At 72.6% G+C, this 23,981-nt stretch carries 18 protein-coding genes; 11 read left to right on the top strand and 7 right to left on the bottom strand.

From position 1 onward, the window contains the following. The 7 genes from BGO22_RS08615 to BGO22_RS08585 all read left to right on the top strand — a co-directional run. On the top strand, nt 1-244 hold a 244-nt coding region (locus BGO22_RS08615), incomplete at its 5' end, for a nitroreductase family protein (RefSeq protein ID WP_286850176.1). 10 nt (nt 245-254) lie between these two features. After that, nucleotides 255-1,226, top strand: a complete 972-nt coding sequence (locus tag BGO22_RS08610; protein ID WP_286850173.1) for a glycosyltransferase family 2 protein — start codon at nt 255-257, stop codon at nt 1,224-1,226. A gap of 14 nt (nt 1,227-1,240) precedes the next feature. Beyond that, nucleotides 1,241-2,143: a LamG domain-containing protein gene (locus BGO22_RS08605; protein ID WP_286850170.1), complete on the top strand. Its 903-nt coding sequence runs from the start codon at nt 1,241-1,243 to the stop codon at nt 2,141-2,143. Beyond that, entirely contained in the window at nt 2,140-3,402 is a 1,263-nt protein-coding gene (locus tag BGO22_RS08600) for a glycosyltransferase WbuB (RefSeq protein WP_286850167.1), read from the top strand. Before BGO22_RS08605 ends, BGO22_RS08600 begins: the two co-directional genes overlap by 4 nt. A 34-nt stretch (nt 3,403-3,436) precedes the next feature. After that, entirely contained in the window at nt 3,437-4,207 is a 771-nt protein-coding gene (locus tag BGO22_RS08595; protein WP_286850164.1) for a polysaccharide biosynthesis/export family protein, read from the top strand. Between the two features lie 13 nt (nt 4,208-4,220). Then, entirely contained in the window at nt 4,221-6,620 is a 2,400-nt protein-coding gene (locus tag BGO22_RS08590; RefSeq protein WP_286850161.1) for a GumC family protein, read from the top strand. Nucleotides 6,621-6,630: 10 nt separating this feature from the next. Continuing rightward, complete coding sequence (locus BGO22_RS08585; protein WP_070399759.1) at nt 6,631-7,155, top strand: J domain-containing protein; 525 nt, start codon at nt 6,631-6,633, stop codon at nt 7,153-7,155. Here BGO22_RS08585 and mltA read toward each other — a convergent pair. The 5 genes from mltA to BGO22_RS08560 form a co-directional block, all read right to left on the bottom strand. Beyond that, entirely contained in the window at nt 7,152-8,384 is a 1,233-nt protein-coding gene (gene mltA / locus BGO22_RS08580) for a murein transglycosylase A (protein WP_175442856.1), read from the bottom strand. The genes BGO22_RS08585 and mltA overlap by 4 nt on opposite strands. 112 nt (nt 8,385-8,496) lie before the next feature. Further along, nucleotides 8,497-9,126 carry a response regulator transcription factor gene (locus tag BGO22_RS08575; RefSeq protein ID WP_070399758.1) on the bottom strand — a complete coding sequence of 210 codons (630 nt, stop codon included), beginning with the start codon at nt 9,124-9,126 and terminating at the stop codon, nt 8,497-8,499. A gap of 34 nt (nt 9,127-9,160) precedes the next feature. Next, complete coding sequence (locus tag BGO22_RS08570) at nt 9,161-11,209, bottom strand: two-component system sensor histidine kinase NtrB (RefSeq protein WP_286850155.1); 2,049 nt, start codon at nt 11,207-11,209, stop codon at nt 9,161-9,163. Between the two features lie 151 nt (nt 11,210-11,360). Then, nucleotides 11,361-12,170 carry a carbon-nitrogen hydrolase family protein gene (locus BGO22_RS08565; RefSeq protein ID WP_116960090.1) on the bottom strand — a complete coding sequence of 270 codons (810 nt, stop codon included), beginning with the start codon at nt 12,168-12,170 and terminating at the stop codon, nt 11,361-11,363. Nucleotides 12,171-12,231: 61 nt separating this feature from the next. Next, a complete protein-coding gene (locus tag BGO22_RS08560; protein ID WP_286850152.1) occupies nt 12,232-16,371 on the bottom strand; it encodes a YhdP family protein in 4,140 nt (1,379 codons plus the stop codon). A 14-nt stretch (nt 16,372-16,385) separates the two neighbouring features. On the opposite strand from BGO22_RS08560, the gene glnE reads away from it, so the two are divergent. Continuing rightward, complete coding sequence (gene glnE, locus BGO22_RS08555) at nt 16,386-19,181, top strand: bifunctional [glutamate--ammonia ligase]-adenylyl-L-tyrosine phosphorylase/[glutamate--ammonia-ligase] adenylyltransferase (RefSeq protein WP_239478208.1); 2,796 nt, start codon at nt 16,386-16,388, stop codon at nt 19,179-19,181. A gap of 7 nt (nt 19,182-19,188) precedes the next feature. After that, nucleotides 19,189-19,788 carry a rhomboid family intramembrane serine protease gene (locus BGO22_RS08550; protein WP_286850147.1) on the top strand — a complete coding sequence of 200 codons (600 nt, stop codon included), beginning with the start codon at nt 19,189-19,191 and terminating at the stop codon, nt 19,786-19,788. A 7-nt stretch (nt 19,789-19,795) separates the two neighbouring features. On the opposite strand, the gene BGO22_RS08545 is transcribed toward BGO22_RS08550, so the two are convergent. Beyond that, a complete protein-coding gene (locus BGO22_RS08545; RefSeq protein ID WP_070399871.1) occupies nt 19,796-20,635 on the bottom strand; it encodes a ferritin family protein in 840 nt (279 codons plus the stop codon). 356 nt (nt 20,636-20,991) lie between these two features. Here BGO22_RS08545 and BGO22_RS08540 point away from each other — a divergent pair, with 356 nt between their 5' ends. Next, nucleotides 20,992-22,341 carry an NAD(P)/FAD-dependent oxidoreductase gene (locus BGO22_RS08540; protein ID WP_286850143.1) on the top strand — a complete coding sequence of 450 codons (1,350 nt, stop codon included), beginning with the start codon at nt 20,992-20,994 and terminating at the stop codon, nt 22,339-22,341. Between the two features lie 13 nt (nt 22,342-22,354). Here the strand turns inward: BGO22_RS08540 and BGO22_RS08535 are convergent, their stop codons facing one another. Continuing rightward, complete coding sequence (locus BGO22_RS08535) at nt 22,355-22,969, bottom strand: glutathione S-transferase C-terminal domain-containing protein (protein ID WP_070399754.1); 615 nt, start codon at nt 22,967-22,969, stop codon at nt 22,355-22,357. A 111-nt stretch (nt 22,970-23,080) separates the two neighbouring features. Here BGO22_RS08535 and BGO22_RS08530 point away from each other — a divergent pair. Continuing rightward, nucleotides 23,081-23,981, top strand: a 901-nt coding sequence (locus tag BGO22_RS08530; RefSeq protein ID WP_286850141.1) for a lyase family protein, incomplete at its 3' end; no start/stop codon positions are given.

The following is a 23,981-nucleotide window of genomic DNA, read 5'->3' as shown; positions in this document are numbered from 1 at the left end:
TGTGGATGGCGCGCTGTTTGCCATGTGCCTGCTGCTGGCCTGCCGGGCCCTGGGCTGGGGCGCCTGCCCGCTCAACCTGGCGATCGACCACAAGACCGAATCGGCGATCCGCCGCGCGGGCGGCATTCCCGCCGGCGAGCGGCTGATCCTGATGATCGCCTTCGGTGAACCGGCCGCCCCGCAGACCCGCGTGGCCTTCTCGCCGAGAAGGCCTGCCGCGGAAATCGCCACCCTTCACGCCTGAGGAGAGCTTGATGCGCATCACGGCGATCATCCTGACCCACAACGAATCCCTCCACATCGAGCGCGCGATCCGCTCCATCCAGGCCTTCGCGGACCAGATCTTCGTGGTGGACTCCGGCTCCACGGACGGCACCACCGACATCGCCCGGCGCCTGGGCGCGCAGGTCTGCACCCACGCCTTCGTCAACCAGGCCCGGCAGTTCCAATGGGCGCTGGACACGCTCGACATCCGCGGCGACTGGGTGCTGCGCCTGGACGCCGACGAAATCATCGAGCCCGACCTCGCCCGCGAGATCGCCGAGAAGCTGCCCCGGCTGCCGACCGACGTGGTCGGCGTCAACCTCAAGCGCAAGCACATCTTCATGGACCGCTGGGTGCGCCACGGCGGCCGCTACCCGCTGCGGATGCTGCGCCTGTGGCGCCAGGGGCACGGCCGCATCGAGAACCGCTGGATGGACGAGCACATGGTGGTCTGGGGCGGGCGCACGGTCACCTTCGATGGCGGCTTCGCAGACCACAACCTCAAGGACCTGGCCTACTTCATCGACAAACACAACCGGTACGCCACGCGCGAAGCCATCGAGGTGCTCAACCAGCGCCTGGGCCTGTTCGCCCAGGACGGCGCGCTCAACGCCCGCGGCGCCTCGCACCAGGCGGCGTTCAAGCGCTGGGCCAAGGAGCGGATCTACAACCGCATCCCCTTCACCCTCAGCGCCACGCTGTACTTCGTGTGGCGCTATGTCTTCCAGCGCGGCTTCCTGGACGGCCGCAGCGGGCTGGTCTACCACTTCCTGCAGGGCTACTGGTACCGCTTCCTGGTGGGGGCCCGGGTCATGGAACTGCAACAGGCCGTGGCCCACCTGCACGACAAGGCCGCCATCTGCGCCGAGCTGAGCCGGCTGACCGGGCACAAGCTGGTGGCGCAGAGCGACACCAGACCGGACGTGGACGTCGGCGACCAGCGGCTGGCGCCGCGGCATTGACCGGAGGGCATGGCATGCACCTGTTCTCCCTCTCCCCCTGGCGCCTGGGCCTGCTGGCCACCCTGGGCCTGGCGGGGCCCGTCCTGGCCCAGGCCCAGACTCAGGCCAGCGGCGCCCTCATCTGCGAGGACGCCACGCCGCCGCCGGGCGCCCTGCAGGTGGGCGCGGTGCAGGCGCTGTTCCGCGATTGCCCACGCCTCGGCGACGTGGACTTCACCGGCAAGGCCGACGGGCACAAGTACTACAGCGGCGTCTCCTTCGCGCCGCTCAAGGGCCCCAGCCTCTACGGGCCCGCCGACGACGGCGTGGTCCTCAAGCGCGGCGGCCTGCTGGCCACCGCGAAGGCCACCGCGCACCCCGGCCAGTTCCCCCTGCTTCGGGGCGACCGGCCGTTCTACATCGAGGCCCAGGTGGCGATCTCGTCGAACGACCGCGACAACTTTCCCGCCGTCTGGCTCATGCCCATCGAACACAACCCGCGCATGGAAGACGTCTACGAAGGCGATCCCAAGGGCTTCGAGCGCTGGTTCGAGCTGGACATCGACGAAGGCGGCTTCGGCCCCGGCGGGCACCACACGGCCATTTCGTGGTCCGGCATCTACCCCAACTACAAAAAAATCCAGAACCCCAACCCGACCTCCAAAGAACCGCTGGACCGCACCCAGCCGAACGTCTTCGGCGTGTCCTACTCGCCCGACACCCTCAGCGTGCGCTGGTGGCTCAATGGCCGGCCGGTGCTCGAGGCCTCGCACCCCTATGTGCCCGAGATCGCGCGGCGACAGAATTTCTACCTGATCGTCTCGGCGCAAAGCCACAAGAACATCAGCGACTACACCCTGACGTTCATGGGCGTGCGCGCGTTCGCGGGCGAGGCGGCCCGGCCCGCCAGGCCCCCCCAGCCAAGGGGCGCGCCATGAAGCTGCTCGTCTACGGCATCAACTTCGCGCCCGAGCTCACCGGCATCGGCAAGTACACCGGCGAGATGGCGCAGTGGCTGGCCCAGGCCGGGCACGAGGTGCGCGCCATCACCGCCCCGCCGTACTACCCGGCCTGGCGGGTGCAGGAGGGCCACAGCGCCCGCCGCTACCGCCGCGAGCACTGGCAGGGCGTTCGGGTCATCCGCGCGCCGCTGTGGGTGCCGCGCCAGCCAGGCGGCCTGCAGCGCCTGCTGCACCTGGCCAGCTTCGCGCTGAGCAGCCTGCCCGCGCTGTGCGCCCAGTGGCGCTGGAAGCCCGATGTGGTGTGGGTGGTGGAGCCGCCGCTGATGTGCGCGCCCGCCGCGGCGCTGTTCGCCACCCTGCGCGGGGCCAGCGCCTGGCTGCACATCCAGGACCACGAAGTCGACGCCGCTTTCGACCTGGGGCTGGTCAAAGGCCGCGCGCTGCGCGGCGCGGTCCAGCGCGCCGAGCGCTGGCTGATGCGGCGCTTTGACCGTGTCTCCACCCTCTCCGGCCGCATGGTGGAGCGCACCCTCGACAAGGGCGTGGCGCCCGAACGCGTGGTGCACTTCCCCAACTGGGTGGACATCGACGGTATCGCGCCGCTGGCCGCGCCCAGCCCCTACCGGGCCGAGCTGGGCCTGGCGCCGGACGCCGTCGTCGCCCTGTACTCCGGCAACATGGGCAACAAGCAGGGGCTGGAGGTCATCGCCGACGTGGCGCGCCTGCTGCGGGACGAACCCCGCATCCGCTTCGTGCTGGGCGGCAGCGGCTCGGGGCGGGCCGCCCTGCAGGCGCGCTGCGCGGGCCTGCCCAACGTGCGCTTCCTGGACCTGCAGCCGCTGGAGCGGCTGAACGACTGGCTCGGCCTGGCCGACGTGCACCTGCTGCCGCAGCGGGCCGACGCGGCCGACCTGGTGATGCCATCCAAGCTCACCGGCATGCTGGCCAGCGGCCGCGCCGTGCTGGCCACCGCGATGGCCGGCACCGAGCTGTGCCGCGTGGTGACCCACGACGCCGCCTGCGGCCAGGTGGTCCCACCCGAGAACCCGGCCGCCATGGCCGAGGCGCTGCGCGCGCTGGCGGCCGACCCGGCCGGCCGCGCCGCGATGGGCGCCAGCGGCCGCCGCTACGCCGAGGCCGAACTGAGCCGGGACGCCGTCCTGCGCCGGTTCGAGGCGCAGCTGCTGGCCCTGGCGCAGGCGAGCCCGAGCGACACCCGCCGGGCCGCCGTCTGAAGCAGGCCCCACCCGGGCCGGAAAGGAGTTGATCATGCACAACCACCCCTTCGCGAACGCCCGGCCCTGGGCCCTGGCGGGCGCGGCGCTGCTGGCCGTGGCGGCCGCCGTGCCGCTGTGGGCCCAGACGCCGCCCGAGGCCGGCCCCGGGGCCGCGCACGCCGTGCCGGCCAGCGCGCCGCTCGAGGCGCCGGGCACCGCCGCTGGCACCACCGCCGCGCTCAGCGCGGCCCCGGCCGACGGCGTGGACCCGAACTACCGAATCTCGCCCAACGACCTGATGGAGTTCGACGTGTTCGGCGTGCCCGACATGAAACGCGACCTGCGCGTGAACGCCACGGGCGAGGTCTCGCTGCCGCTCATCGGCCAGGTGCCGGTGGCCGGGCTGACCACGCAGGCGGCGGCGCGGCTGATCGCCGACCGCTACCAGGAGAAGTACCTGCAGGACCCGCAGGTGTCGCTCTTCATCAAGGAGTTCACCACGCGCCGCGTGGCCATCGAAGGCGCGGTGCTGCGTCCCGGCGTCTACCCGATCGCGGGCCAGCTCACGCTGCTGCGCGCCCTGGCCTTGTCGGGCGGCTTCGCGCCCTATGCCGACATCAACAAGATCGTCGTCTACCGCAACCAGGCGGGCGGCGCGCGCGAACAGTTCACCTACGACCTCGACAAGGTGCGCGCGGGCCAGGAAAAGGACCCCGACATCCGCTCGGACGACGTCATCGTGGTCCAGCGCAACGCCCGGCGAACGGCCCTGCGGGACTCGCTCTTCAGCGACATCCTGAACACGCTCAACCCATTCAACTGACGGGGAGGGATCCATGGCCATTGAACGACACCCGCTGCCCGCGATGCCCGATCCGAGGGACGCGCTGGCGGTGCAGCGCGAAGCCGCCCTGTCCGAGCTGTTGCTCGCGCGCGGCGAATCCAGCGCCCCGGCGGAAGACCGCATCGACCTCAAGACCCTCTGGCGCGCCCTGGCGCGGCACCGGCGGCTCATCCTGGGCGTGACCGCCCTGTTCACCCTGGCGGCCGGCCTGTACACGCTGCGCATCACGCCACAATACGAGAGCACGGTCATGCTGCAGATCGACCGCGCGGCGCAGAAGGTGGTGGGCTTCAACACCGAGTTCGAGGTCGAGGAGGGCCCGCTGTCCGAGCAGCTGCAGCTGCGCACGCAGGTCGAGCTGCTCAAGAGCCGCAGCCTGGCCGAGCGCGTCATCGACGAGATGGGCCTGTACAAGCCCGGCGCGTCGGCGCCCCCGGCCGCCGCGCCGGGCGAAGGCGATGCCGTGGCCGCGGCGCCCGCCGGGCCGCTCGAACAGGCCACGGCCCTGCTGGGCGGCTGGCTGGCCCGGCTGCATGGCCTGGTGGCCGCCGCGCCACCCGAGCAGAACACGCTCAACCGCGCCAGCGCGCTGGCGCAGTTCCAGCAGTCGCTCGCCGTGGAGCCCATCCGCAACTCGCGCCTGGTGCAGATCAGCGTGCGCAACGCCGACCCGCAACTGGCCGCCGGCATCGCCAACACCACCGCCCGGGCCTTCCTCGCCACGCACATCGAGCGCAAGCTGGAGTCCTCGCTCTACGCGCGCCAGTTCCTGGAGGAGCAGATCCGCCAGACCAAGGCCAAGCTGGAAGAGAGCGAGCGGGTCATCAACACCTACGCCAAGAAGAACCAGATCCTGAACCTGGGCGACAAGGGCAGCGCCGCCACCCAGACCTTCGTGGACTTTTCCGCCGCGCTGGCCAAGGCGGAGCAGGACCGCATCAAGGCCGAGACGCTCTACAACCAGGTCAGGCTCGACCCCGAGAGTGCGCCCCAGGCGGTGGTCAACGAAGCCATCCGCGCCTACAAGGAGCAGCGCGCGCGCCTGGAAGCCGACTACGCCAAGAACCGCTCCGTCTTCAAGCCCGACTACCCGAGCATGGTGCAGGCGCGCGCCCAGATCGCCGAGCTGGACGGGCGCATCAAGACAGAGGTGAACAACATCCTGTCGAGCATCCAGGGGCAGTACCTGGCGGCCAAGAAGGCCGAGGACCAGCTGCGCGCCAAGGTGGCCAGCACCCGCGCGGAGGTGCTGAGCGTGCAGGACCGCAGCGTGGACATGAACCTGCTGAGCCGCGAGCTGGACACGAACCGGCAGGTGTACGACAGCCTGCTGCAGCGCCTGCGGGAGGTGAGCGTGACGGCGGGGCTCACGACCAACAACGTCAGCATCGTCGACCGGGCGGCGGTGCCGCTGTTTCCGGCCTCGCCCAACGTCAAGCTCAACGTCGGCCTGGGCCTGATGGCCGGCCTGTTCCTGGGCCTGCTGCTGGCCCTGCTGCGCGAGCAGATGGACGACTCCGTGAAGAACGCCAACGACATCGAAACGCGCTACCGCCTGCCGCTGCTGGGCCTGATCCCCTTCACGCGCCCGCCGAAAGGCCGCAAGGAGGCGGTGGCGCTGCTGGCCCACCACGAGCCGCGCGGCACCTTCGCCGAGTCCTACCGATCCATGCGCACCGCGCTGCAGTTCAGCACGGCCGATGGCGCCCCCGAGCGCTTCATGGTGACGAGCTGCGGCAAGAACGAGGGCAAGAGCACGACGGCGCTTGCGCTGGCCATCAACTTCGCGCAGATGGGCCAGAAGGTGCTGCTGATCGACGCCGACATGCGCAAGGGCGGCATGCACAGCCTGCTCAAGCTGCCGAACGACAGCGGCCTGTCGAGCTTCCTGAGCGAAGACCTCGACAGCGCGATGCTGATCCGCGAGACGCCGGTGCCCCACATGGGCCTGATCACGGCCGGGCCGGTGCCACCCGATCCGGTGGAGCTGCTGATGGGCCCGCGCCTGGGCCTGCTGCTGGACCAGGCGCGGGCGCTGGGCTACGAACAGATCGTGATCGACGGACCACCGCTGCTGGGCATTTCGGACGCGATCGCGCTGGGCAACCAGGTGCACAACATCGTGCTGGCCGTGCGGGCCGGTGTGACGCGCAAGGAGAGCCTGAAGGACGCGCTGCGCCGCCTGCGCACCGCCGGGCTGCGCCCGATGGGCGTGGTGCTCACGCACGCGCGCAGCGAGCACATCATCGACCGCGCCTACGCGGACTACTACGGCCACGGCCACGCCCCGGGCGAGCGGCGCGCGCCGCGCACCGCCCGGCCGGCCCCCAGCCCGGTGCCGCTGACGGCCCAGCCCCGCATCGAACCCACCATGGGCCCGCATTCGGCATGAGGGCCGTGCAGTGACCGCGCCCGGCCGCCCCGCGCCCGACTGGAACCGCCTGCTGCCCACCCTGCTCGATTTCGAGCGCTCGCCCGGGCGCTACCCGGTGCGGCTGCGCGAGCCGCGTCCCCTGTTCGACGGCGTCGGCAGCGTGATGCTGCTGGCCAGCGGGCGGGCGGTCCAGGGCCTGCCCGCGACCCCCTGGAACGAGGCCGAGCTGCGCCGCGCGGCGCGCTACTTCGTGCGCACCGTGATGCTGCGCCCGGGCGCCGACCCCTTCACCCTGCTGGGCCTGACACCGGACTTCGAGCCGGCGCAGCTGCGTGAGCACTACCGCCTGATGATCCGCCTGACGCACCCGGACTTCATCGCCGCGGGCGGCCACTGGCCCGCCGACGCCGCGACCCGGGTCAACCGGGCCAAGGAGTTGCTCTCATCGCCGCAGCAGCGGGCCCACTTTGCCGCCACGCTGCGCCTGCCGGCCAGCCGGGGGGCGGCGGTGCGCACCAGCGCCTTCCTGCTGGAGGTGCTGGGGGGGCGCTAGCGGGGCCACAGGACCCACAGGCGCAGCGGCTGCTTGAGCGTGGCCGCCTGCCGGTAGGCCTCGTCGTTCCAGCCGCCCCAGCCGGTGAACAGGTCCGCGCGCACCGCGCCCAGGATGGCGCCGCCCGTGTCCTGCGCCAGCACCAGGCGGTTGGCCACCAGGGCGGGGCCCTGCGTGGCCAACCACACCGGCGTGCCGTAGGGAATGCTCTGCGGGTCCACCGCGATCGAGCGCCCCGGCGTCAGCGGCACGCCCTGAGCGCCGCGCGGGCCGAAGCGCGCGTCCAGCGGGCTCAGCGGGTCTTCCTTGAAGAACACCGTGCGCGGGTTGCTCCACAGCATCTCGTTCAGCCGCTCGGGGTTCTGCCGTGCCCAGGCCTTGATGGACTCCCACGAAGCCTCGCGGATCGCGCCCTGGTCGAGCAGCCAGCGCCCCACGCTCTGGTAGGTGTGGCCGTTGTGCGCCGCGAAGGCCAGGCGCACCTGGCGCACGCGGCCATCGGGCTCGGTCAGGTTGACGCGGCCCGTGCCCTGGATCTGCAGGATCAGCGCGTCGATCGGGTCGGCCAGCCAGGCGATGGCGCGCCCGCGCAGCGCCGCCTGCGCCTCGGGCAGGGTGTCGATCTGCTGGCGCGTGTACCAGCGCTGGCCGCTGGCGGTGGCGGGCAGACCGGCGGGCACGCCATACAGCGGCACACGGTGGGTCGCCGTGGGCTCGCGCGTGGCGTCCATGATGGGCTCGTAGTAGCCGGTGAGCAGGCCGTCCGGCTCGCGGCCGTCGGCCTCGAGCACGCGGTAGGGCTGCAGGCGCTCCTGCATCCAGGCCTGCTGGCGCGCGGCGTCGGCGAAGGCCAGCGGCCGCGCCTCGGCGCACACCGCCTCGAAGCCCGGCGCCGGCCGGTCGCAGCCCTGGAGCAGGGCGTTCCAGGCCTCGTGCAGGCCGTCCTGGCCCCAGCCGGGCAGGGCAGTCCAGTCCACCGGCACCCAGCGGCTCTTGCTGTGCTGCTTGGCCGCCGGGCCCATCGCCGCTTGCGGCGCGGGAACTTCCGGCCGCGGTTCGGGCACCACCCGTGGGCCCACGGCGCAGGCCGCGAGGCTGCCTACAATGCCCGCCGCCACGGCCCACCGCGCCAGCCTGTTCATTCCTTCGATTCCGTCCGCCATGACCTTGTTGTTGCTCGAAGCGCTGGGCGCGCTGCTCCTGTTGGTGTTCATCGTGTGGTGGACCATGTTCTCCGGTCGCCGCAAGGGCGAACTGCCCGAGGACGCCGAACGCGACAAGCCGGCCGCCCGGGAACAGGACCCGCCCGGGCGCTGATCGTTCCCGCGTTCGGGCGCCTGTTCATGCATCGCGCAGGCGGTTGGCCAGTTCCACCGCCGACTTCACGCCCATCTTGTCGAACACGCGCGAGCGGTGCACCTCCACCGTTCGCACGCTGATCTGCAGCTGATCGGCCACCAGCTTGTTCGGCAGGCCGGCCACCACCAGGTTCATGACGTCGCGCTCGCGCTCGGTCAGGCTGTCCAGGCGCTGCTGCAGCTCGTGCCGCACGGCGCGCTCGGCCAGCTGCGCGGCCGACTGGCGCAGCGCCTGCTCGACCCGGTCGACCAGGGCGTTGTCGGAGAACGGCTTCTCGCAGAAATCGAAGGCGCCCCGCTTGACCGCCGCCACCGCGGTGGCGACGTCGGCGTGGCCCGACAGGAAGATGATGGGCATGGCCGCCTGCCAGGGCAGCAGGCGCAGCTTCTCGAACAGGGCCAGGCCGCTCATGCCGGGCATGCGCACGTCCAGCAGCACGCAGCAGGGCACGTCGGGCGCCTGGCGCGCGACGGCGGCGCCGGCCAGGAAGTCCTCGGCGCTGTCGAAGCCGTCGCTGATCAGGCGGCGCGTGCGCAGCAGCCAGGCCAGCGCCTCGCGCACGCCGGCGTCGTCGTCCACCAGGTAGATCTTCGCGTCGGGGAATTCGGTCATGGGCGGATGATAGGAGCGCGGCCCGCCCGGCCCTTCAGGCGGCGTGGGCCTCCAGCGGCTGCGCCGCGTGCGCCTCGGCCACGGGCAGCGTGAAGGAAAAGCGCGTGCCGCGCGGCAAGGCCGGCTCGAAGTGCAGGGCGCCGCCGTGCTGCTCCACCACGGTGCGGCACAGGCTCAGGCCCAGGCCCATGCCCTCGGCCTTGGTGGTGAAGAAGGGCGTGAACAGACGCTGGGCCACCTCGGGCGGCAGGCCCTGGCCGTGGTCGATCACGTCCACGCGCACCCAGCGCGCGCAGCGCCCCGTGCCCGGCTCGTGGGCCTCGCCCATCACCGGCGCGATGGCGATGCGCAGCACGCGCAGGCCGCTGGCCGTGCCCGGGTCGCCCAGCGGCATGGCCTGCATGCCGTTGCGCGCGAGGTTGAGCAGCACCTGCTCGACCATGGTGCGGTCGCACCACACGCGCGGCGTGCCGGGCGCGATCTCCACCTGCAGCCGGATGCCGCGCTTCTTGGCCTGCAGCGTCAGCAGCGTGGAGATGCCCTCGATCAGCAGATGCGGCTCCACCGCCTCGCGCACCTGGTCGCGGCGGCGCACGAAGTCGGCCACGCCGCGGATCACGCGGCCCGCGCGCTCGGCCTGCTCGGCGATGCGCCGGATGGCGCGCTCGATGTCGTCGCCCACCGGGTCCTCGCCCCGGTCCGGCCCCTGCTGCAGCAGGTTGAGCGTGCCGCTGGCGTAGCTGGCGATGGCGGCCAGCGGCTGGTTGAGTTCGTGGCTGATGAGCGAGGCCATCTCGCCCACCGTGGCCAGGCGCGCCGTGGCCTGCAGCTTGTCCTGCGAAGCGCGGTTGAGCTCCTCGATGCGGCGCTGCTCGGTGAGGTCGATGATGGCGCTCATGTAGCCGGTCTGCACGCCCTGCGCGTCGATCAGCGGGGCCTCGATGATGAGCACCGGAAAACGCGTGCCGTCGCTGCGCCGGAACACCGATTCGTAGCCTTCGCGCGGCAGCGTCTGCCCGGCCAGGCGCACGGCCTGGCGCTGCTGGTACTCGTCCACCAGCTCGGGCGGCCACCAGGGCGCGGGCAGGCCGCTGCCCACGAGCTGCTCGGCGCTCAGGCCCACCATCTGGCAGAAGGCCGGGTTCACGTAGGTGATGCGCCCGCTCATGTCGCGCGCCCGCAGGCCGGTGACCAGCGAGTCCTCCATGGCCTTGCGAAAGGCCAGGGCGTCGGCCGCGCGCTGCTCGGCGCGCTGGCGCCGGCGCATGTCGCGCGCCAGCAGGGCCAACACGGCCAGCAGCGCCAGCGACAGCGCGCCCACCACGCCGGTGAGTACGTTGGGGAACAGGCCGAGCGCGCGGCGCGGGCTCTCCAGCTGCAGCAGCAGGGTGTGGCCGGGCAAGTCGAGCAGGGCGTGGGCGCTGAGGGTGCGCCGCTGCAACGGCACCACGCTGTGCACGGCCAGCCGCGCGCCGTCGCTCTCCACGAAGCTCAGGCCGCGCCCGCGCAGCGTGGCCGCGTCGGTCAGCTCGGCCAGCATGGCGGGCAGCGAATAGGTGGCGATGAGAAAGCCGCGCGACTCGCCGGCCTCGCTCAGGGGCAGGCACAGCTCCATCACCTCCAGGCCGCGGCCGTCGCGCTTGGGCCAGAAGTAGCTGGCGGAATAGGCAGGCCCCGACAGGCGCAGGGCGGCGTCGCAGGCCTGGCGCACCTCGGGCAGGGCCTGGCTGCGCGGCAGCAGGTCGAACACGTCGGGCCGGTAGGGCGACAGGCGCTGCGCCAGCACCTGCATGGCCGGATCGCGCCACTCCAGCCGCACGAGCTCGCGCCGCTGCGCCAGCAGCTCGGCGGCGGGCGGGTCCCAGCCCGTGGGCGTGGGCGAGAAGGCGTTGAGCGACTGCAGGGTCTGCACGTTGCGCAGCAGCGCGCTGCGGATCTCGCCGACCACGGTGGTGGCGTCCTGGTCGAGCGCGGCCTGGTCGCGGCCCACCTCGTACTCCGCCGCCAGGAACACCAGCACCGCGAGCAGCGCGGCCACCAGCAGCAGCAGGGCGCCCCACAGCGGCCAGCGATGGGATTTCACGAAGCCACCCCCCTGGTGTTTGCGCGATACCACCGACAGTCCGTCGCGGTGGCTGGCGGTGTCGGGGCTGTGTCCCAGGCCCTGGGCACGCCCACCCAGCCACGAGCGCAATGTCTCAACACCACACGAGCCCCACGGCCAACGAGAACACTCAGCAGAGCACGCGGTGTTCCAGGCAGGGCAGCTGCTCGCGCACCTGGCGGATGCGCGCCATGTCGATGTCGGCCAGCGCCAGCCCCGGGCCCTCGGCGTGCAGGGCCATCACCTGGCCCCAGGGGTCGATCACCATGCTGTGGCCCCAGGTGCGGCGGCCGTTCTCGTGCACCCCGCCTTGCGCGCTGGCGATCACGAAGGCCTGGTTCTCGATCGCGCGGGCGCGCAGCAGCACCTCCCAGTGGGCCGAGCCGGTGGTGTAGGTGAAGGCGGCCGGCACCAGCAGCACCTCGGCCGCCAGCAGGCGGTACAGCTCGGCGAAGCGCAGGTCGTAGCACACGCTCTGGCCGATGCGCCAGTTCTCGCCGTCGCGCGCGCGCAGCTCGAAGTGGGTGGGTGTGTCGCCGGCCTGCAGCACCGCCGCCTCGTCGTAGCGCTCGCGGCCGTTGTCGTAGCGGAACAGGTGGATCTTGTCGTAGCGGCTCAGGCGGTGGCCCTTGGCGTCGAAGCTGAGCGAGGCGTTGGCGGCGTGCGACGGGTCGCTGGTGGCCATGGGCAGGGTGCCGCCGACGATGCACATCCCGAGGTCGCGCGCGGCGTCGGCCAGGAAGTCCTGCACGCGGCCCAGGCCCTCGTTCTCGGCGATGAGCAGCTTGTCCTCGTCCTTGGCGCCCATGAAGCAGAAGTACTCGGGCAGCACCGCGAGCTCGGCCCCGCAGGCGGCGGCCTGGCGCAGCAGGCGCAGGGCTTCGCTGAGGTTGGCGTCCAGGCTGATGCCCGAGACCATCTGGATGGCGGCGACTTTCATGCGGTCAATCCTCCGGCGGAAGGGGGCGTGCCAGCGCCCTGGTGGGGGGGAGCCGGCGAGCTTACTGCAGCGGGGGACTGGGCGTGGGCGCTGGGGTCGGGCGCGCCAGCTTCTCCACCTGCGGGTCGGCCCAGCCACCGCTGACGCGAAATTCCTGCGTGGCCGCGCTCTGCAGCGGCTGGCGCAGCAGGAACTGCGCGAGGAAGCTGCCCAGGCCCACCGCCGGGTTGATGGCGGTGGCGATGAGCGAGGCCGTGCCGGCATTGAGCTCGGGCACCACCACTACCTTCAGGTCCTGCGTCTCGCGCGCGAGGTCGGCCGAGCCTTCCATCAGCACCGCCGCGTTCACGCCCTTCATCTGCAGGTTGTTGGTGTGGATGACGCCCTGGTCGATGCGCGCATCGCCGCGCACGAAGTCGAAGGCGAAGCCCTCGGAGAAGACGTCGCGGAAGTCCAGCACCAGGCGGCGCGGCAAGGCCTGCAGGCTGAGCACGCCGAGCAGGCGGCCCGCGCCCGGGTCGGCCTTGAGGAACTGGCCGCGCTCCACGTCCAGGCGCAGCGTGCCCGCCAGCGTGCCGAGGTCGAGGTCGAAGGGCGTGCCGATCCAGCCGACGCGCCCCTCCAGCCGGCCCTTGCCGCCGCGCACCAGGCCGTCCTTGCCGAAACGGCGCAGCAGCGCGCCGCTGTCGTCCACGTCGAGGCGGAACTGCAGCGCGGTGCGGCGCGCGCCGCCCTCGCCGCCGCCCAGCGGCGCCCAGTTGCCGGAGGCGCTCAGGCGCGCTTCGGGCAGGGTGGCGCGCAGCGCGTTGAGCCGCCATTCGCCCACGCGCGTGGGCCCGCCGCGGTTGACGGCCTCGATCTCCACCCGGCCGAGCGAGCGCCCGCCCCACTGCAGGTCGTCCACCGCCACGTCCAGCGCGGGCACGCTGCTGGGCTGCTGCAGCAGGGCGTCGGCCTCGCTCGGTGCGGCGGGCGAGAGCGTGAGGCGCGCCAGGCGCGCGTAGAGGCTGCCGGCGCCGGCCGGGCCCGCGGGGCGGAATTCCACGTAGCCGTTGAGCTCGTTCGCGTCGACGTTGGCGCGCCAGACCGCGCCCTCGCGCGAGGCGCCGACCACCACGCGGTGGAAGCGCCGCCCGCCGGTGAGCACCGCGTCGGCGCGCAGCGAGACGGCCTGCGGCACGGCCTCGCCCGCGCTGGCCAGGGCGTCGGTGCCGCTGCTGCGCAGCAGGGCCTGCCAGGCGTCCAGGTCGAGTTCGCCCACGCGCACCTGCGCGTGCAGGCCCTGCGGCGGCAGGGCCAGGCGCTCGCCGGCCGGCAGGCCCACGGCCAGGGTGCCGCGCAACAGCCGCGCGCCGTCGCCGCGCAACTCGCGCTCGGCGAGCAGGTCCACCAGCGGCTGCGCGGCCGGGCCGAGCTGCAGGCTGAGGCGGTCGCTGCTGGCCTGGTCGTTGTGCTGGGCCAGCACGCTGGTCTCCACGCGCAGCGGCCAGACCGCCTCGGCGGGTTTGGCCAGCGGCGCCGGCAGGTTCAGCGCCAGGCCCTGCAGGTTGCTGTCGAGGCGCAGTTCGGGCGCGCCGCCGCGAAAGGCCAGCGTGGCGGTGTAGCGCGCGCTGCCGCTGGCGTGCGCGGCCAGGGCCGACGGGCCCAGCCCGCTCTCGCGCAGGCCGGCCGCGCTGGCGCTGCCGCTGCCGCGGAACTGCGCCACGGCGCGGCCCTGGGCGTCGGGGCGCAGGCTGCCGTCGAAGCTGAGTTCGCCGCCCAGGACCTGGCTGCGCGCGCCGCTGAAGGCGAACCCCTGGTGCGTGAAGCTGAGCGTGCCGCGCGTGCGAGCCAGCAGCGGTGCGCCGGGCGCCAGGCGCAGGTCGGTGCCGTCGAGCTTGACGCTGCCGCTGACCGTGCTGTCCTTCAGGTGCCTGAGCGGCAGCTCGATCTGCACCGTGGCCTCGCCTGGCCCGCTGGCGCTGGCGGTGGCCAGCGCCCCCTGGGTGAGCGCGTTCACCGGGGAGCGCTGCGCGAAACCCAGCAGCTCGGCGGCCGGGCCCTGGCCATGGGCGCGCACGCGCACCCGCGTGTCGTGCGCCATGTCCTCGATGTCCACGCCGCCCTGGTCCAGCGCGACGCCCGGCGCGCCGTCCAGGCGGCCGCGGATGTCGCTGATGTGGATGTTGCCGCGGTCCAGCACGAAGCGCGCACTGGCCTGGCGCACGCCGGGCCAGCGCGCCTCGCCCGGTGGCTGCAGGGCGGCCGGCAGGTAATCGAAGTCCACGCCCTCCAGCGCCGCCTCGATGCGGAAGGTGCCAGGGCTGTGCCGCGCCTCGTCGAAGGGGATGTCGTCCACCAGGCCCTGGATGCGGAAGCCCACCTGGCGCGCGCCGCCGGCCCGCGCGGCCTCGCGCACATAGTGGCGTGCGTCTTCGGGCACGGACAGCGGCAGGTAGCGGTGCACGGCGGTGCCATCGGCGCGCGTGAGTTGGGCGCTCAGGTCGAGCACGCCGGGCAGGCGCGGCTGCGCGGGCTGGGCCGCCGGGTCGCCGGTGTGCCAGCGCGCGCGCACCGTGCCCTCGGCGTGCGCATTGGCCAGCGAGGCCTGGTCGAGCTCGACGTTGAGGCTGTCGCCTTTGATCTGCCAGCGCACGCGGCCGTCGAAGCGGTCGAGCGCGACCCGCGGGTCCTCGAACACATCGGGCAGCAGGAAGGCCCCCTGGCGCACGGCCACCGTGGCCTGGCCGCCGTTCTGGTCGAGGTCGAAGTCGATGTCGGCACCCTCCACGCCGGGCCGCCCGGGCAGGGGGAAGCGGCCGCTGCGCGAGCGGCGGCCGCTGGGCTCGCCGGCCAGGGCCAGCGCGCTCACGCGGCCCTTGGCGCGCGCCACCACGTGGTCGGCCATGGGGCCGCTGCCGCGCGCCTGCCAGACCAGATCCAGGGTGTCCACCCGCCCGCGCGGCTGCAGGCGCGCAAGCCAGCCGCGCGCGTGCGCCGGCAGCGGCAGCCGCTCGGCGATGGCCGCCACGGTCTGCAGGTCCACGGCCTGCGCTTGCACGGCGGTGCGCGCCCCCTGGCGTTCGCGCGCCAGGGTGTGCTCCAGGCGCACGCGGGCGCCGCTCCAGACCAGGCCCTCGCGCGTGATGAAAGCCAGGTCGTCGAAACCCAGGGCCATGCCGCGCTCGGACCACTGCGCCTCCAGGCGGCCGCGCGCCTGCGACAGCGCCAGGTCGGGCAGATCGGGCGCGAGCTGCAGGTCCAGGCCGTCGAGCGCCAGGTCCAGCGTCAGGCCCTGCACCTGGCCCTGTTGCACCCGCGCCCAGGCGCGCAGCGCGCCCTCGCCGCTGCGCACGCTCACGCCCCAATCGCTCAGGTCGGCGTGGGCGCGCAGGCGCGAGATGTCGGCGCGCGCGAACTCGGCGTAGAGCTCGCCGCTCCAGTCGTCCCAGGGCGCCTGGCCGGCCGGCCGCTCCAGCGGCAGGCGCAGCAGGGGTTCGCGCAGGCGCGCGCGCAGGCTGAAGCGCTCGCCCCATTCGGGCTCGGGCGTGGCGTCCAGGCGCAGCTCGTGGGCGCGCGTGCCGTTGCGCGCCACGAAGTCGAGGTCGCGCAACAACACCGGCGGCTGCTGGCGTTGCTCGTCGATCCAGCGCACGGTGCCGCCACGCACCACGAATTCGGTCTGCTCGAAGAACCAGTCGGCGGCGGCGTGGTCGCCGCCGCCCTGGCCCGAGACGTCGATGCCCGCGATCTCGAGGCGGCCATCGGCGCGCCGGCGCACGTCCAGGCTGGGCTGGGTGATCAACAGTTGTTCAAAGCCGCCGTTCCAGAGCGAGCGCACCGACACCGCCCCGCGCACCAGCGGCAGCTCCAGGGCGCTGCGGCCGCTGGCGTCGTGCAGGCGCACGTCGAGCAGTTCGAAGGAGGGCACCAGCGGCGGCAGCACCCCGGCCAGCTTCGGGGCCTCGACGGCGCGGATGGCGCCGATGCTCACGGGTATCCCGACCGCCTGTGTGGCCCAGCGTTCCAGGTCGGGGCGCCAGGTTTCGATCCTTGGCACAATCCACGCCTGCAAAACGAGCCAGGACAGGATGAACACGCCCCACAGGCCCGCCAGCAGCCACAGCAGCACGCGCATCGCGCGCGCCCACAGCCGCAGCCCTCGGCCGGCCGGAGCGTCGCCTTTGGCGCGCGAAGCGCTGGCGTCAAGAGATCGGTTCATGTCCACCGCAAATTATGAGGGTGCGCCTCTGGGCAGGTTCCAGTTGCGTTGAACACCGCTTGTCAACGATTGTGAACACCGTCGACGCCCAGACCCCGGCCACCCGCCAGGCCGACCACTCCCGATTCGTCCAGCGCGTGCGCCGCCGCTACGCCGCCGAGCTGGCCTGCCTGCCGCCCGGCGCGCCCGACAAGGCCGCCATGCGCGCCTGCCTGGACGCCCTCATGGCCCGCGGCCTGGCCCTGCCCGCCGCCCTGCGCGTGCTGCGCCAGCTGGTGCTGGAGCGCCTGGTGGTGATGGACTGCGAGGCCGGCGCTTCGCTGGAGGCGGTCACCGGCCCGGTCACCTGGCTGGCCGAGTTCGCGCTCGACCAGGCCTGCGCCCTGGCCTTCCAGGAACTCGACGCCCTGCACGGCGCGCCACTGTGCGCCAACGGCGCGCGCGCCCAGCTCTGGGTGATCGGCATGGGCAAGCTCGGCGCGCGCGAGCTCAACGTGTCCAGCGACATCGACCTGATCTACGTCTACGACCAGGACGGCGAGACCGCGGGCAACGCCGACGGACGCAACCGCATCAGCCACCACGAGTACTTCGCCAAGGCGGTGAAGCACCTCTACAGCACCGTGGGCGAGACCACCGAGCACGGCAACGTGTTCCGCGTCGATCTGGCGCTGCGGCCGAACGGCAACTCCGGCCCCAGCGCCGTTTCGCTGGGCGCGCTGGAGGAGTACTTCCTGGTGCAAGGCCGCGAATGGGAGCGCTTCGCCTGGCTCAAGAGCCGCGTGATCGCGCCGGCCACGGCCTTGGCCGATGCCGCCGGCATGGCCGCGCTGCGCGGCACCGTGCTGCCCTTCGTGTTCCGCCGCTACCTCGACTACGGCGTGTTCGAGTCGCTGCGCGTGCTGCACCGCCAGATCCGCGAGCACGCGGCGCGCCGCGCCGCCGGCAACCCCGGCCGCGCCAACGACGTCAAGCTCTCGCGCGGCGGCATCCGTGAGATCGAGTTCACCGTGCAGCTGCTGCAGGTGGTGCGCGGCGGCCAGTTCCCCGAGCTGCGCACGCGCCCCACGCTGGGCGCGCTGCAGCGCGTGGCCAAGGCCGGCCTGATGCCGCCCGAGAAGGCCCAGGCGCTGGCCGAGGCCTACGTCTTCCTGCGCCGGGTGGAGCACCGCATCCAGTACCTGGACGACCAGCAGACCCATGTGCTGCCCGAGCGCGACGACGACCTGGCCTGGATCGCCGCCACCCTGGGCTTTGCCAACACCTGCGCCTTCCTGCACGCGCTGGACGCGCACCGCGAGCTGGTGGCCGAGGAATTCGACACCCTGCTCGGCGGCAGCGGCCAGGGCACATGCAAAGGCAAGGGCTGCAACGGCGGCGCCCCGCGCCCCGCCGACGACGACCTGTCCGCCACCCTGCCGCAGCTGCCCGCCGCGCTGGCCGAGCGCGTGCAGCGCTGGGCCGAGCACCCGCGCGTGCTGGCCCTGCGCGAGGACACCCGCGCGCGGCTGGTGCGCCTGGTGCAGCGCACCGGCTCCTGGATCGAGGAAGGCCGTGTGGGCGAAACCGCCGCGCTGCGCATGATCGATTGGATCGAATCGCTGCTGCGCCGCGAAAGCTACCTCGCGCTGCTGCAGGAGCGGCCCTCGGTGCACGAGCGCCTGCTGCGCCTGCTGGGCGCGGCCAAGTGGCCGGCGCGCTACCTCATCCAGCACCCGGGCGTGATCGACGAACTGGCGAGCCGGCAGTTGCTGGCCGAGCGCTTCGACGCCGAGGCCTTCGAGGCCGAATGCGAGGCGCGCCTGGCCTCGCTGCGCGTGACCGGCGAAGACGACGAGGAAACCCTGCTCAACCTGCTGCGCCGCGCCCACCACGCCGAGACCTTCCGCACCCTGGCGCGCGACGTGGAAGGCGTGCTGACCGTGGAGCAGGTGGCCGACGACCTCTCGGCCCTGGCCGACGCCGTGCTGCGCCTGACGGCGCGCTGGTGCTGGGCGCGGCTGAAGACCCGCCACCGCGAGGTGCCGGCCTTCGCCATCATTGGCTACGGCAAGCTGGGCGGCAAGGAGCTGGGCTACGGCAGCGACCTCGACATCGTCTTCGTCTACGAGGACGAGCACGAGAACGCGGCCGAGATCTACGCCGCCTTCGTGCGCAAGATGATCAACTGGCTGCAGGTGAAGACCGGCGAGGGCGACCTGTTCGAGATCGACACCGCGCTGCGGCCCAACGGCAACTCGGGCCTGCTGGTCACCCGCTTCGAAGCCTACGAGAACTACCAGACCCGGCGCGGCAGCAACACCGCCTGGACCTGGGAGCACCAGGCCATGACGCGCGCGCGCTTCGTGCTCGGCAGCGCCGGCCTGGCGGGCCGTTTCGACGCCGTGCGCGAGGCCGTCATCACCGCGCCGCGCGACGAGGCCGCGCTGCGCACCGAGATCGTGGCCATGCGCGACAAGCTGCGCGCCGCGCACGCGGTGCGCGCGGGCCGCTTCGACGTCAAGCACAGCGCCGGCGGCATGGTCGACGTGGAGTTCGTGGTGCAGTACCTGGTGCTGCTGCACTCGAACGCGCACCCCGAGCTGCGCGCCAACACCGGCAACATCAACCTGCTGCAACGCGCCGAGGCGGCGGGCCTGCTGCCCGCGGGCATGGGCCAGGCCGCCGCGCTGGCCTACCGCCGGCTGCGCCAGGTGCAACATCGCGCGCGGCTGGACGAAACCTCCACCCAGGTCGACCCGGCCGAGCTGGCGACCGAGGCCGAGGCCGTGCGCGCGCTGTGGCGGCAGGTGCTGGGCCCCGCCGCCTGAACCGCCCATGAGGGGCTCGCGCAGCTGGCTCGCGCTGTGCACCCTGCACGGCGTGGCCAGCCTGGTGCTATGGGCCTCGCCAGCGGCGCTGGCGCAGGCCCTGGTGTGGCGCTCGGCCGACTGGGCGCAGCGGCCCTGGACGCCGTGGACCAGCGCCTGGGTGCACCTGAACGCGCCCCACCTGGTGGGCAACCTGCTCGCGCTGGGCGTGCTGGCCGCCATCGGCTGGCGGCTGCGGCCCTCGCGCGCGGCCACGCTGGCCTGGGCGCTGAGCTGGCCGCTGCTGCAGCTGAGCCTGCTGCTGTGGCCGCTGATCGGCTATGCGGTGGGGCTGTCGGGCGTGCTGCACGCCGGCGTGGCGGTGCTGGCCGTGTGCCTGCTGCTGGACGGCCCGAAGGCCTCGCGCCCCTGGGGCCTGCTGCTGGCCAGCGGCCTGCTGTTCAAGCTCTGGCTGGAGCGGGGCTGGTCCGGTCCGGTGGTGTGGGACCCAGGTGGCCAGATGTCGGTGGTGCGCGCCGCCCACCTGGGCGGCGCCGCCTGGGGCGCGCTGCTCGGCGCGCTGGGCGCGGGCTGGGACCGCTGGCGCGCGCGCCGCGCGAGCGGCTGAACCGCGCTCAGGCCGCGGCCGGCGCGGTGCCCAGCGACTTGCGGAAGCGGTTGAGTTCCTGCACGGACTTGAAGCTGCCGTCCATGAGCAGGCTCAGGTTGTGCAGGATGCGGTCGACCACCTTGCTTTCCCACACGGCGTCGAAGTTGATCTGCTGGTCCAGCCAGTGCTCCAGCCACTCGGGGTTGGGCAGGCGGCTCTGGATGGTGTCGTTCGGGAACAGCGCCTTGTTCACGTGCAGGTTGGTGGGGTGCAGGGCCTGCGCGGTGCGCCGCGCGCTGGCCATCAGCACGCCCACCTTGGCGAAGGCGGCCCGGGCCTCGTTGCCGAACTTGCCGATGGCGCGCTTCATGTAGCGCAGGTAGGCGCCGCCGTGGCGCGCCTCGTCCTGGCTTAGCGTGGTGTAGATGTGCTTGATGACCGGCTCGCTGTGCCACTCGGCCGCGCGGCGGTACCAGTGGTTCAGGCGGATCTCGCCGCAGAAGTGCAGCATGAGCGTCTCCAGCGCGGGCGCGGGGTCGAACTCGAAGCGGATGTCGTGCAGTTCCTGCTCGGTGGGCACCAGGTCGGGGCGGAAGCGGCGCAGGTACTCCATCAGCACCAGCGAGTGTTTCTGTTCCTCGAAGAACCAGATCGACATGAAGGCCGAGAAGTCGGAGTCGTCGCGGTTGTCGCGCAGGAACATCTCGGTGGCCGGCAGCGCCGCCCACTCGGTGATGGCGTTCATCTTGATCGTCTGGGCCTGCTCGTCGCTGAGCCGGCTGGCGTCGAACTGCGCCCAGGGAATGTCCTTGTCCATGTCCCAGCGGACGGATTCCAGTTGTTTGAACAGTTCGGGATACAGCATGGTCATCTCTCTGGGTCTGGGCAAAAAACGCGCGACATTGTAGGCGGGGGGTATAACGGGCACCCGGATTGCCCTATGCCTCGCACAGAAACGGTTTCCTGTTCCCCGCGGAACTTCCCCCGCCGCCGCCCGCTCCAACCCGCCGTGTCGGGGAGGGAGACATCCACCGACCACCGTTTTCCGCTGCGAAGCCTTCCAGCCCCACCGGGGCCGGATGCAATCCCGGGGCGCTTCTCCTCCTCCTCCCTCCCTCCCTCGTTCGCGCCGGGGCGCTTCGCAGCTTCTTGTCCACCCCATCGCCGGCCGCGGCCGGCGGTGCCGGCACGGGCCCCTCGCCTGACTGGAGCCCGCGCGCCATGAGCCCTCACCGCCGACCCCAGATCCGCGTGGCCGTGGTCGGCGGCGGCGTGGCCGGGCTGGCCGCCGCCCACACCCTGCAAGGACTGGCCGAGGTCAGCCTGTTCGAAGCCGCCGGGCGCTTCGGCGGCGACGCCCACACCCTGGACGTCACGCTGCCCGGGGCCAGCGGCGCGCCCGTGACCTTCACCGTGGACACCGGCGTGCTGGTGTTCAACGAACACACCAGCCCCAACCTGCTGGCGCTGCTGGCCCGGCAGGACCTCGCCCCGACCGAGGCGGACGCCTCCTTCTTCGTGCGGGGCGGCGCGCTGGCCTGGGGCGGCCCCGACCTGGGCCGCGCGCTCTCGCCACGCCGCCAGCTCATGAGCCCGCGTTTCTGGCGCCTGCTGGCCGACCTCCCGCGCTGGCAGCGCCTGTGCGCGGCCCTGGCCCCCGCCCTGGACACCCCCGACGACGCCCTGCTGGCCCCGCTGGACGGCTTCCTGCGCGCGCGGTACTTCTCGGCCGAGTTCCGCGACGCCTACCTGCTGCCGCTGTGCAGCGGCTTCAGCGGCCGCCCCGCGCACGCGCTGCTGCAGGCGCCCGCCGCCGCCGCGCTGCGGCTCTGGCACCACCACGGCCTGCCCACGCTGGGCGGGGCCTCGCCCTGGCGCGGCGTGGCGGGCGGCACGCGCCGGGTCGTGCAGGCCCTGCTGGCCGAACTGGCCGATGCGCGCCTGTCCACGCCGGTGCGCCAGCTCGCGCGCGACGGGCAGGGCCTGCGCCTGGTCACCGACACCCAGGTCGAGCGTTTCGACGCCGTGGTGCTGGCCTGCCACCCCGATCAGGCGCTGCGCTTGCTGGGCGCCGCGGCCAGCGAGCAGGAGCGCGCCGTGCTCGGCGCCTTCCGTTTCGAGCCCGAGCGCGTGGTGCTGCACACCGATCCCACCGTGCTGCCCGCGGCGCGCGGCGACTGGGCGGCGTGGAACGTCGCACCCGCCGCCGGCCCGGCGCCGGCCAGCCTGCACGTCTGGCTCAACCGCGTGCAGCCGCTGCCGGTGGAGCAGCCGGTGCTGCTCTCGCGCAACCCCGGCGAGCCGATCGCCGGCGACCGCGTGCTGGGCCAATGGGCGCTCGAACGGCCGGTGTTCGACCTCGCGGCGCTGCGCGCCCAGGCCCGGCTGCCGGCCCTGCAGGGCCAGGGGCACACCTGGTACGCGGGCGCCTGGTGCGGCAACGGCCTGTTCGAGGACGGCCTGAAAGCGGGTCTGCACGCGGCGCGCGCGCTGATCGACCGCTTCGCGCTGGTGCCGCGCCTGAGCGAACGCGGCGCGCTGCGCCAGGCCCTGCCGGGCGTGCTGGCCTGAGGGCCGCCGCCGCTCAGACGGGCTGGGAGTCGATGAAGCTCTGGCGCTGCACGAGCTTGTCGTTCAGCTTGGCCAGATTGGGAAAGTCGCCGCGCCAGTCGATGGCGGGGAAGCGGAAATCGAGGTAGCCCAGGGCGCAGCCCACGGCCACGTCGGACAGGCTGAAATGGATGCCCGAGCAGAACGGCTTGTCGCCCAGGCCCTGGCTCATGGACTTGAGCGCGGCGTGGATCTTCACCATCTGGCGCTCGATCCAGGCCGGGCTGCGCTGCTCGGCCGTGCGGTGCGGCCAGGTGGATTCCAGCCGCGCGAGCACGGCCGCGTCGAGCACGCCATCGGCCAGCGCCTCCCAGGTCTTGACCTCGGCGCGCTCGCGGCCCGAGGGCGGGATGAGCTTGCCGACCGGCGACAGGCCGTCGAGGTACTCGACGATCACGCGCGAATCGAACACCGCCTCGCCGCCTTCCATGACCAGGCAGGGCACTTTGTGGAGGGGGTTGGACGCGCCGATGGTGGTGGCGTCCGACCACACATCTTCCAGCACGAACTGGTAATCCAGTTTCTTCTCGGCCATGACGATGCGCACTTTGCGCACGTAGGGGCTGGTGATGGCTCCGATGAGTTTCATGGTCTGTGGGGTTCTGGAACGGTCGGCGATTTTAGCCAGCACCCTGGGCCTTTCGCCTGACACGCCCGGCGCCGGGGCGGCCCGCGGCGGGCGCACTCCTACAATTCCGGGATGCGCCAGACACCTGCCTCCGCCGCGCCCACGGGCGCCGAACTCTCCCCCATCACCGCCCTGTCGCCGCTGGACGGCCGCTACGCGGGACGCCTCGCGCCGCTGCGCCCCTTCATGAGCGAACTGGGCTACATGCACCGGCGCGTGCAGGTCGAGATCGCCTGGTTCATTGCCCTGTCCGACGCCGGCTTTGCCGAATTCAAGCCCCTGTCGCCGGGTGCGCGCACTTACTTGCTGGGCCTGGTGAAGAACTTCGGCGAGGCCGATGGCGAAGCCATCAAGGCGATCGAGAAGACCACCAACCACGACGTCAAGGCCGTCGAGTACTGGATCAAGTCCAAGTTCGAGGCCCGGCCCGAACTGGAGCGCGCGGCCGAGTTCGTGCACTTCGCCTGCACCAGTGAGGACATCAACAACACCAGCCACGCGCTGCAGCTCAAGGGGGCGCGCGAACTGGTGCTGCTGCCCGCGCTGGACGCGGTCATCGACAAGCTGCGCGAGATGGCGCATGCCTTCGCCGCCGTGCCCATGCTCAGCCGCACCCATGGCCAGACCGCCAGCCCCACCACCGTGGGCAAGGAACTCGCCAACGTGGTGGTGCGCCTGGCGGGCGCGCGCGAGCGCATCGCCTCGGTCAAGTTGCTGGGCAAGATGAACGGCGCGGTGGGCAACTACAACGCCCACCTCTCGGCCTGGCCCGATTTCGACTGGGAGGCCTTCAGCCGCAAGGTGGTGGAGACGCCCGAGCCGCTCGGCCTGGGCCTCACCTTCCAGCCCTACAGCATCCAGATCGAGCCGCACGACTACATGGCCGAGCTGTTCGACGCGGTGGCGCGCGCCAACACCATCCTGGTCGACCTCGCGCGCGACATCTGGGGCTACGTCAGCGTGGGCTACTTCA

Origin of the sequence: Hydrogenophaga sp. 70-12 (assembly GCF_001897365.1) — a bacterium.
Classification (GTDB): domain Bacteria; phylum Pseudomonadota; class Gammaproteobacteria; order Burkholderiales; family Burkholderiaceae_C; genus Hydrogenophaga; species Hydrogenophaga borbori.
Note: the sequence above shows the minus strand (reverse complement) of the source record. Positions and strands in the feature narration are given on the sequence as shown.

What these genes read in the sequence shown, in the direction of transcription:
- BGO22_RS08610 (WP_286850173.1), top strand. Translation starts at nt 255, where the DNA reads ATGCGCATCACGGCGATCATCCTGACCCACAACGAATCCCTCCACATC.
- BGO22_RS08605 (WP_286850170.1), top strand. Translation starts at nt 1,241, where the DNA reads ATGCACCTGTTCTCCCTCTCCCCCTGGCGCCTGGGCCTGCTGGCCACC.
- BGO22_RS08600 (WP_286850167.1), top strand. Translation starts at nt 2,140, where the DNA reads ATGAAGCTGCTCGTCTACGGCATCAACTTCGCGCCCGAGCTCACCGGC.
- BGO22_RS08595 (WP_286850164.1), top strand. Translation starts at nt 3,437, where the DNA reads ATGCACAACCACCCCTTCGCGAACGCCCGGCCCTGGGCCCTGGCGGGC.
- BGO22_RS08590 (WP_286850161.1), top strand. Translation starts at nt 4,221, where the DNA reads ATGGCCATTGAACGACACCCGCTGCCCGCGATGCCCGATCCGAGGGAC.
- mltA (WP_175442856.1), bottom strand. Translation starts at nt 8,384, where the DNA reads ATGGTCCACCACACGATGAACACCAACAGGAGCAGCGCGCCCAGCGCT.
- BGO22_RS08575 (WP_070399758.1), bottom strand. Translation starts at nt 9,126, where the DNA reads ATGACCGAATTCCCCGACGCGAAGATCTACCTGGTGGACGACGACGCC.
- BGO22_RS08565 (WP_116960090.1), bottom strand. Translation starts at nt 12,170, where the DNA reads ATGAAAGTCGCCGCCATCCAGATGGTCTCGGGCATCAGCCTGGACGCC.
- BGO22_RS08560 (WP_286850152.1), bottom strand. Translation starts at nt 16,371, where the DNA reads ATGAACCGATCTCTTGACGCCAGCGCTTCGCGCGCCAAAGGCGACGCT.
- glnE (WP_239478208.1), top strand. Translation starts at nt 16,386, where the DNA reads ATGAGGGTGCGCCTCTGGGCAGGTTCCAGTTGCGTTGAACACCGCTTG.
- BGO22_RS08550 (WP_286850147.1), top strand. Translation starts at nt 19,189, where the DNA reads ATGAGGGGCTCGCGCAGCTGGCTCGCGCTGTGCACCCTGCACGGCGTG.
- BGO22_RS08545 (WP_070399871.1), bottom strand. Translation starts at nt 20,635, where the DNA reads ATGCTGTATCCCGAACTGTTCAAACAACTGGAATCCGTCCGCTGGGAC.
- BGO22_RS08540 (WP_286850143.1), top strand. Translation starts at nt 20,992, where the DNA reads ATGAGCCCTCACCGCCGACCCCAGATCCGCGTGGCCGTGGTCGGCGGC.
- BGO22_RS08535 (WP_070399754.1), bottom strand. Translation starts at nt 22,969, where the DNA reads ATGAAACTCATCGGAGCCATCACCAGCCCCTACGTGCGCAAAGTGCGC.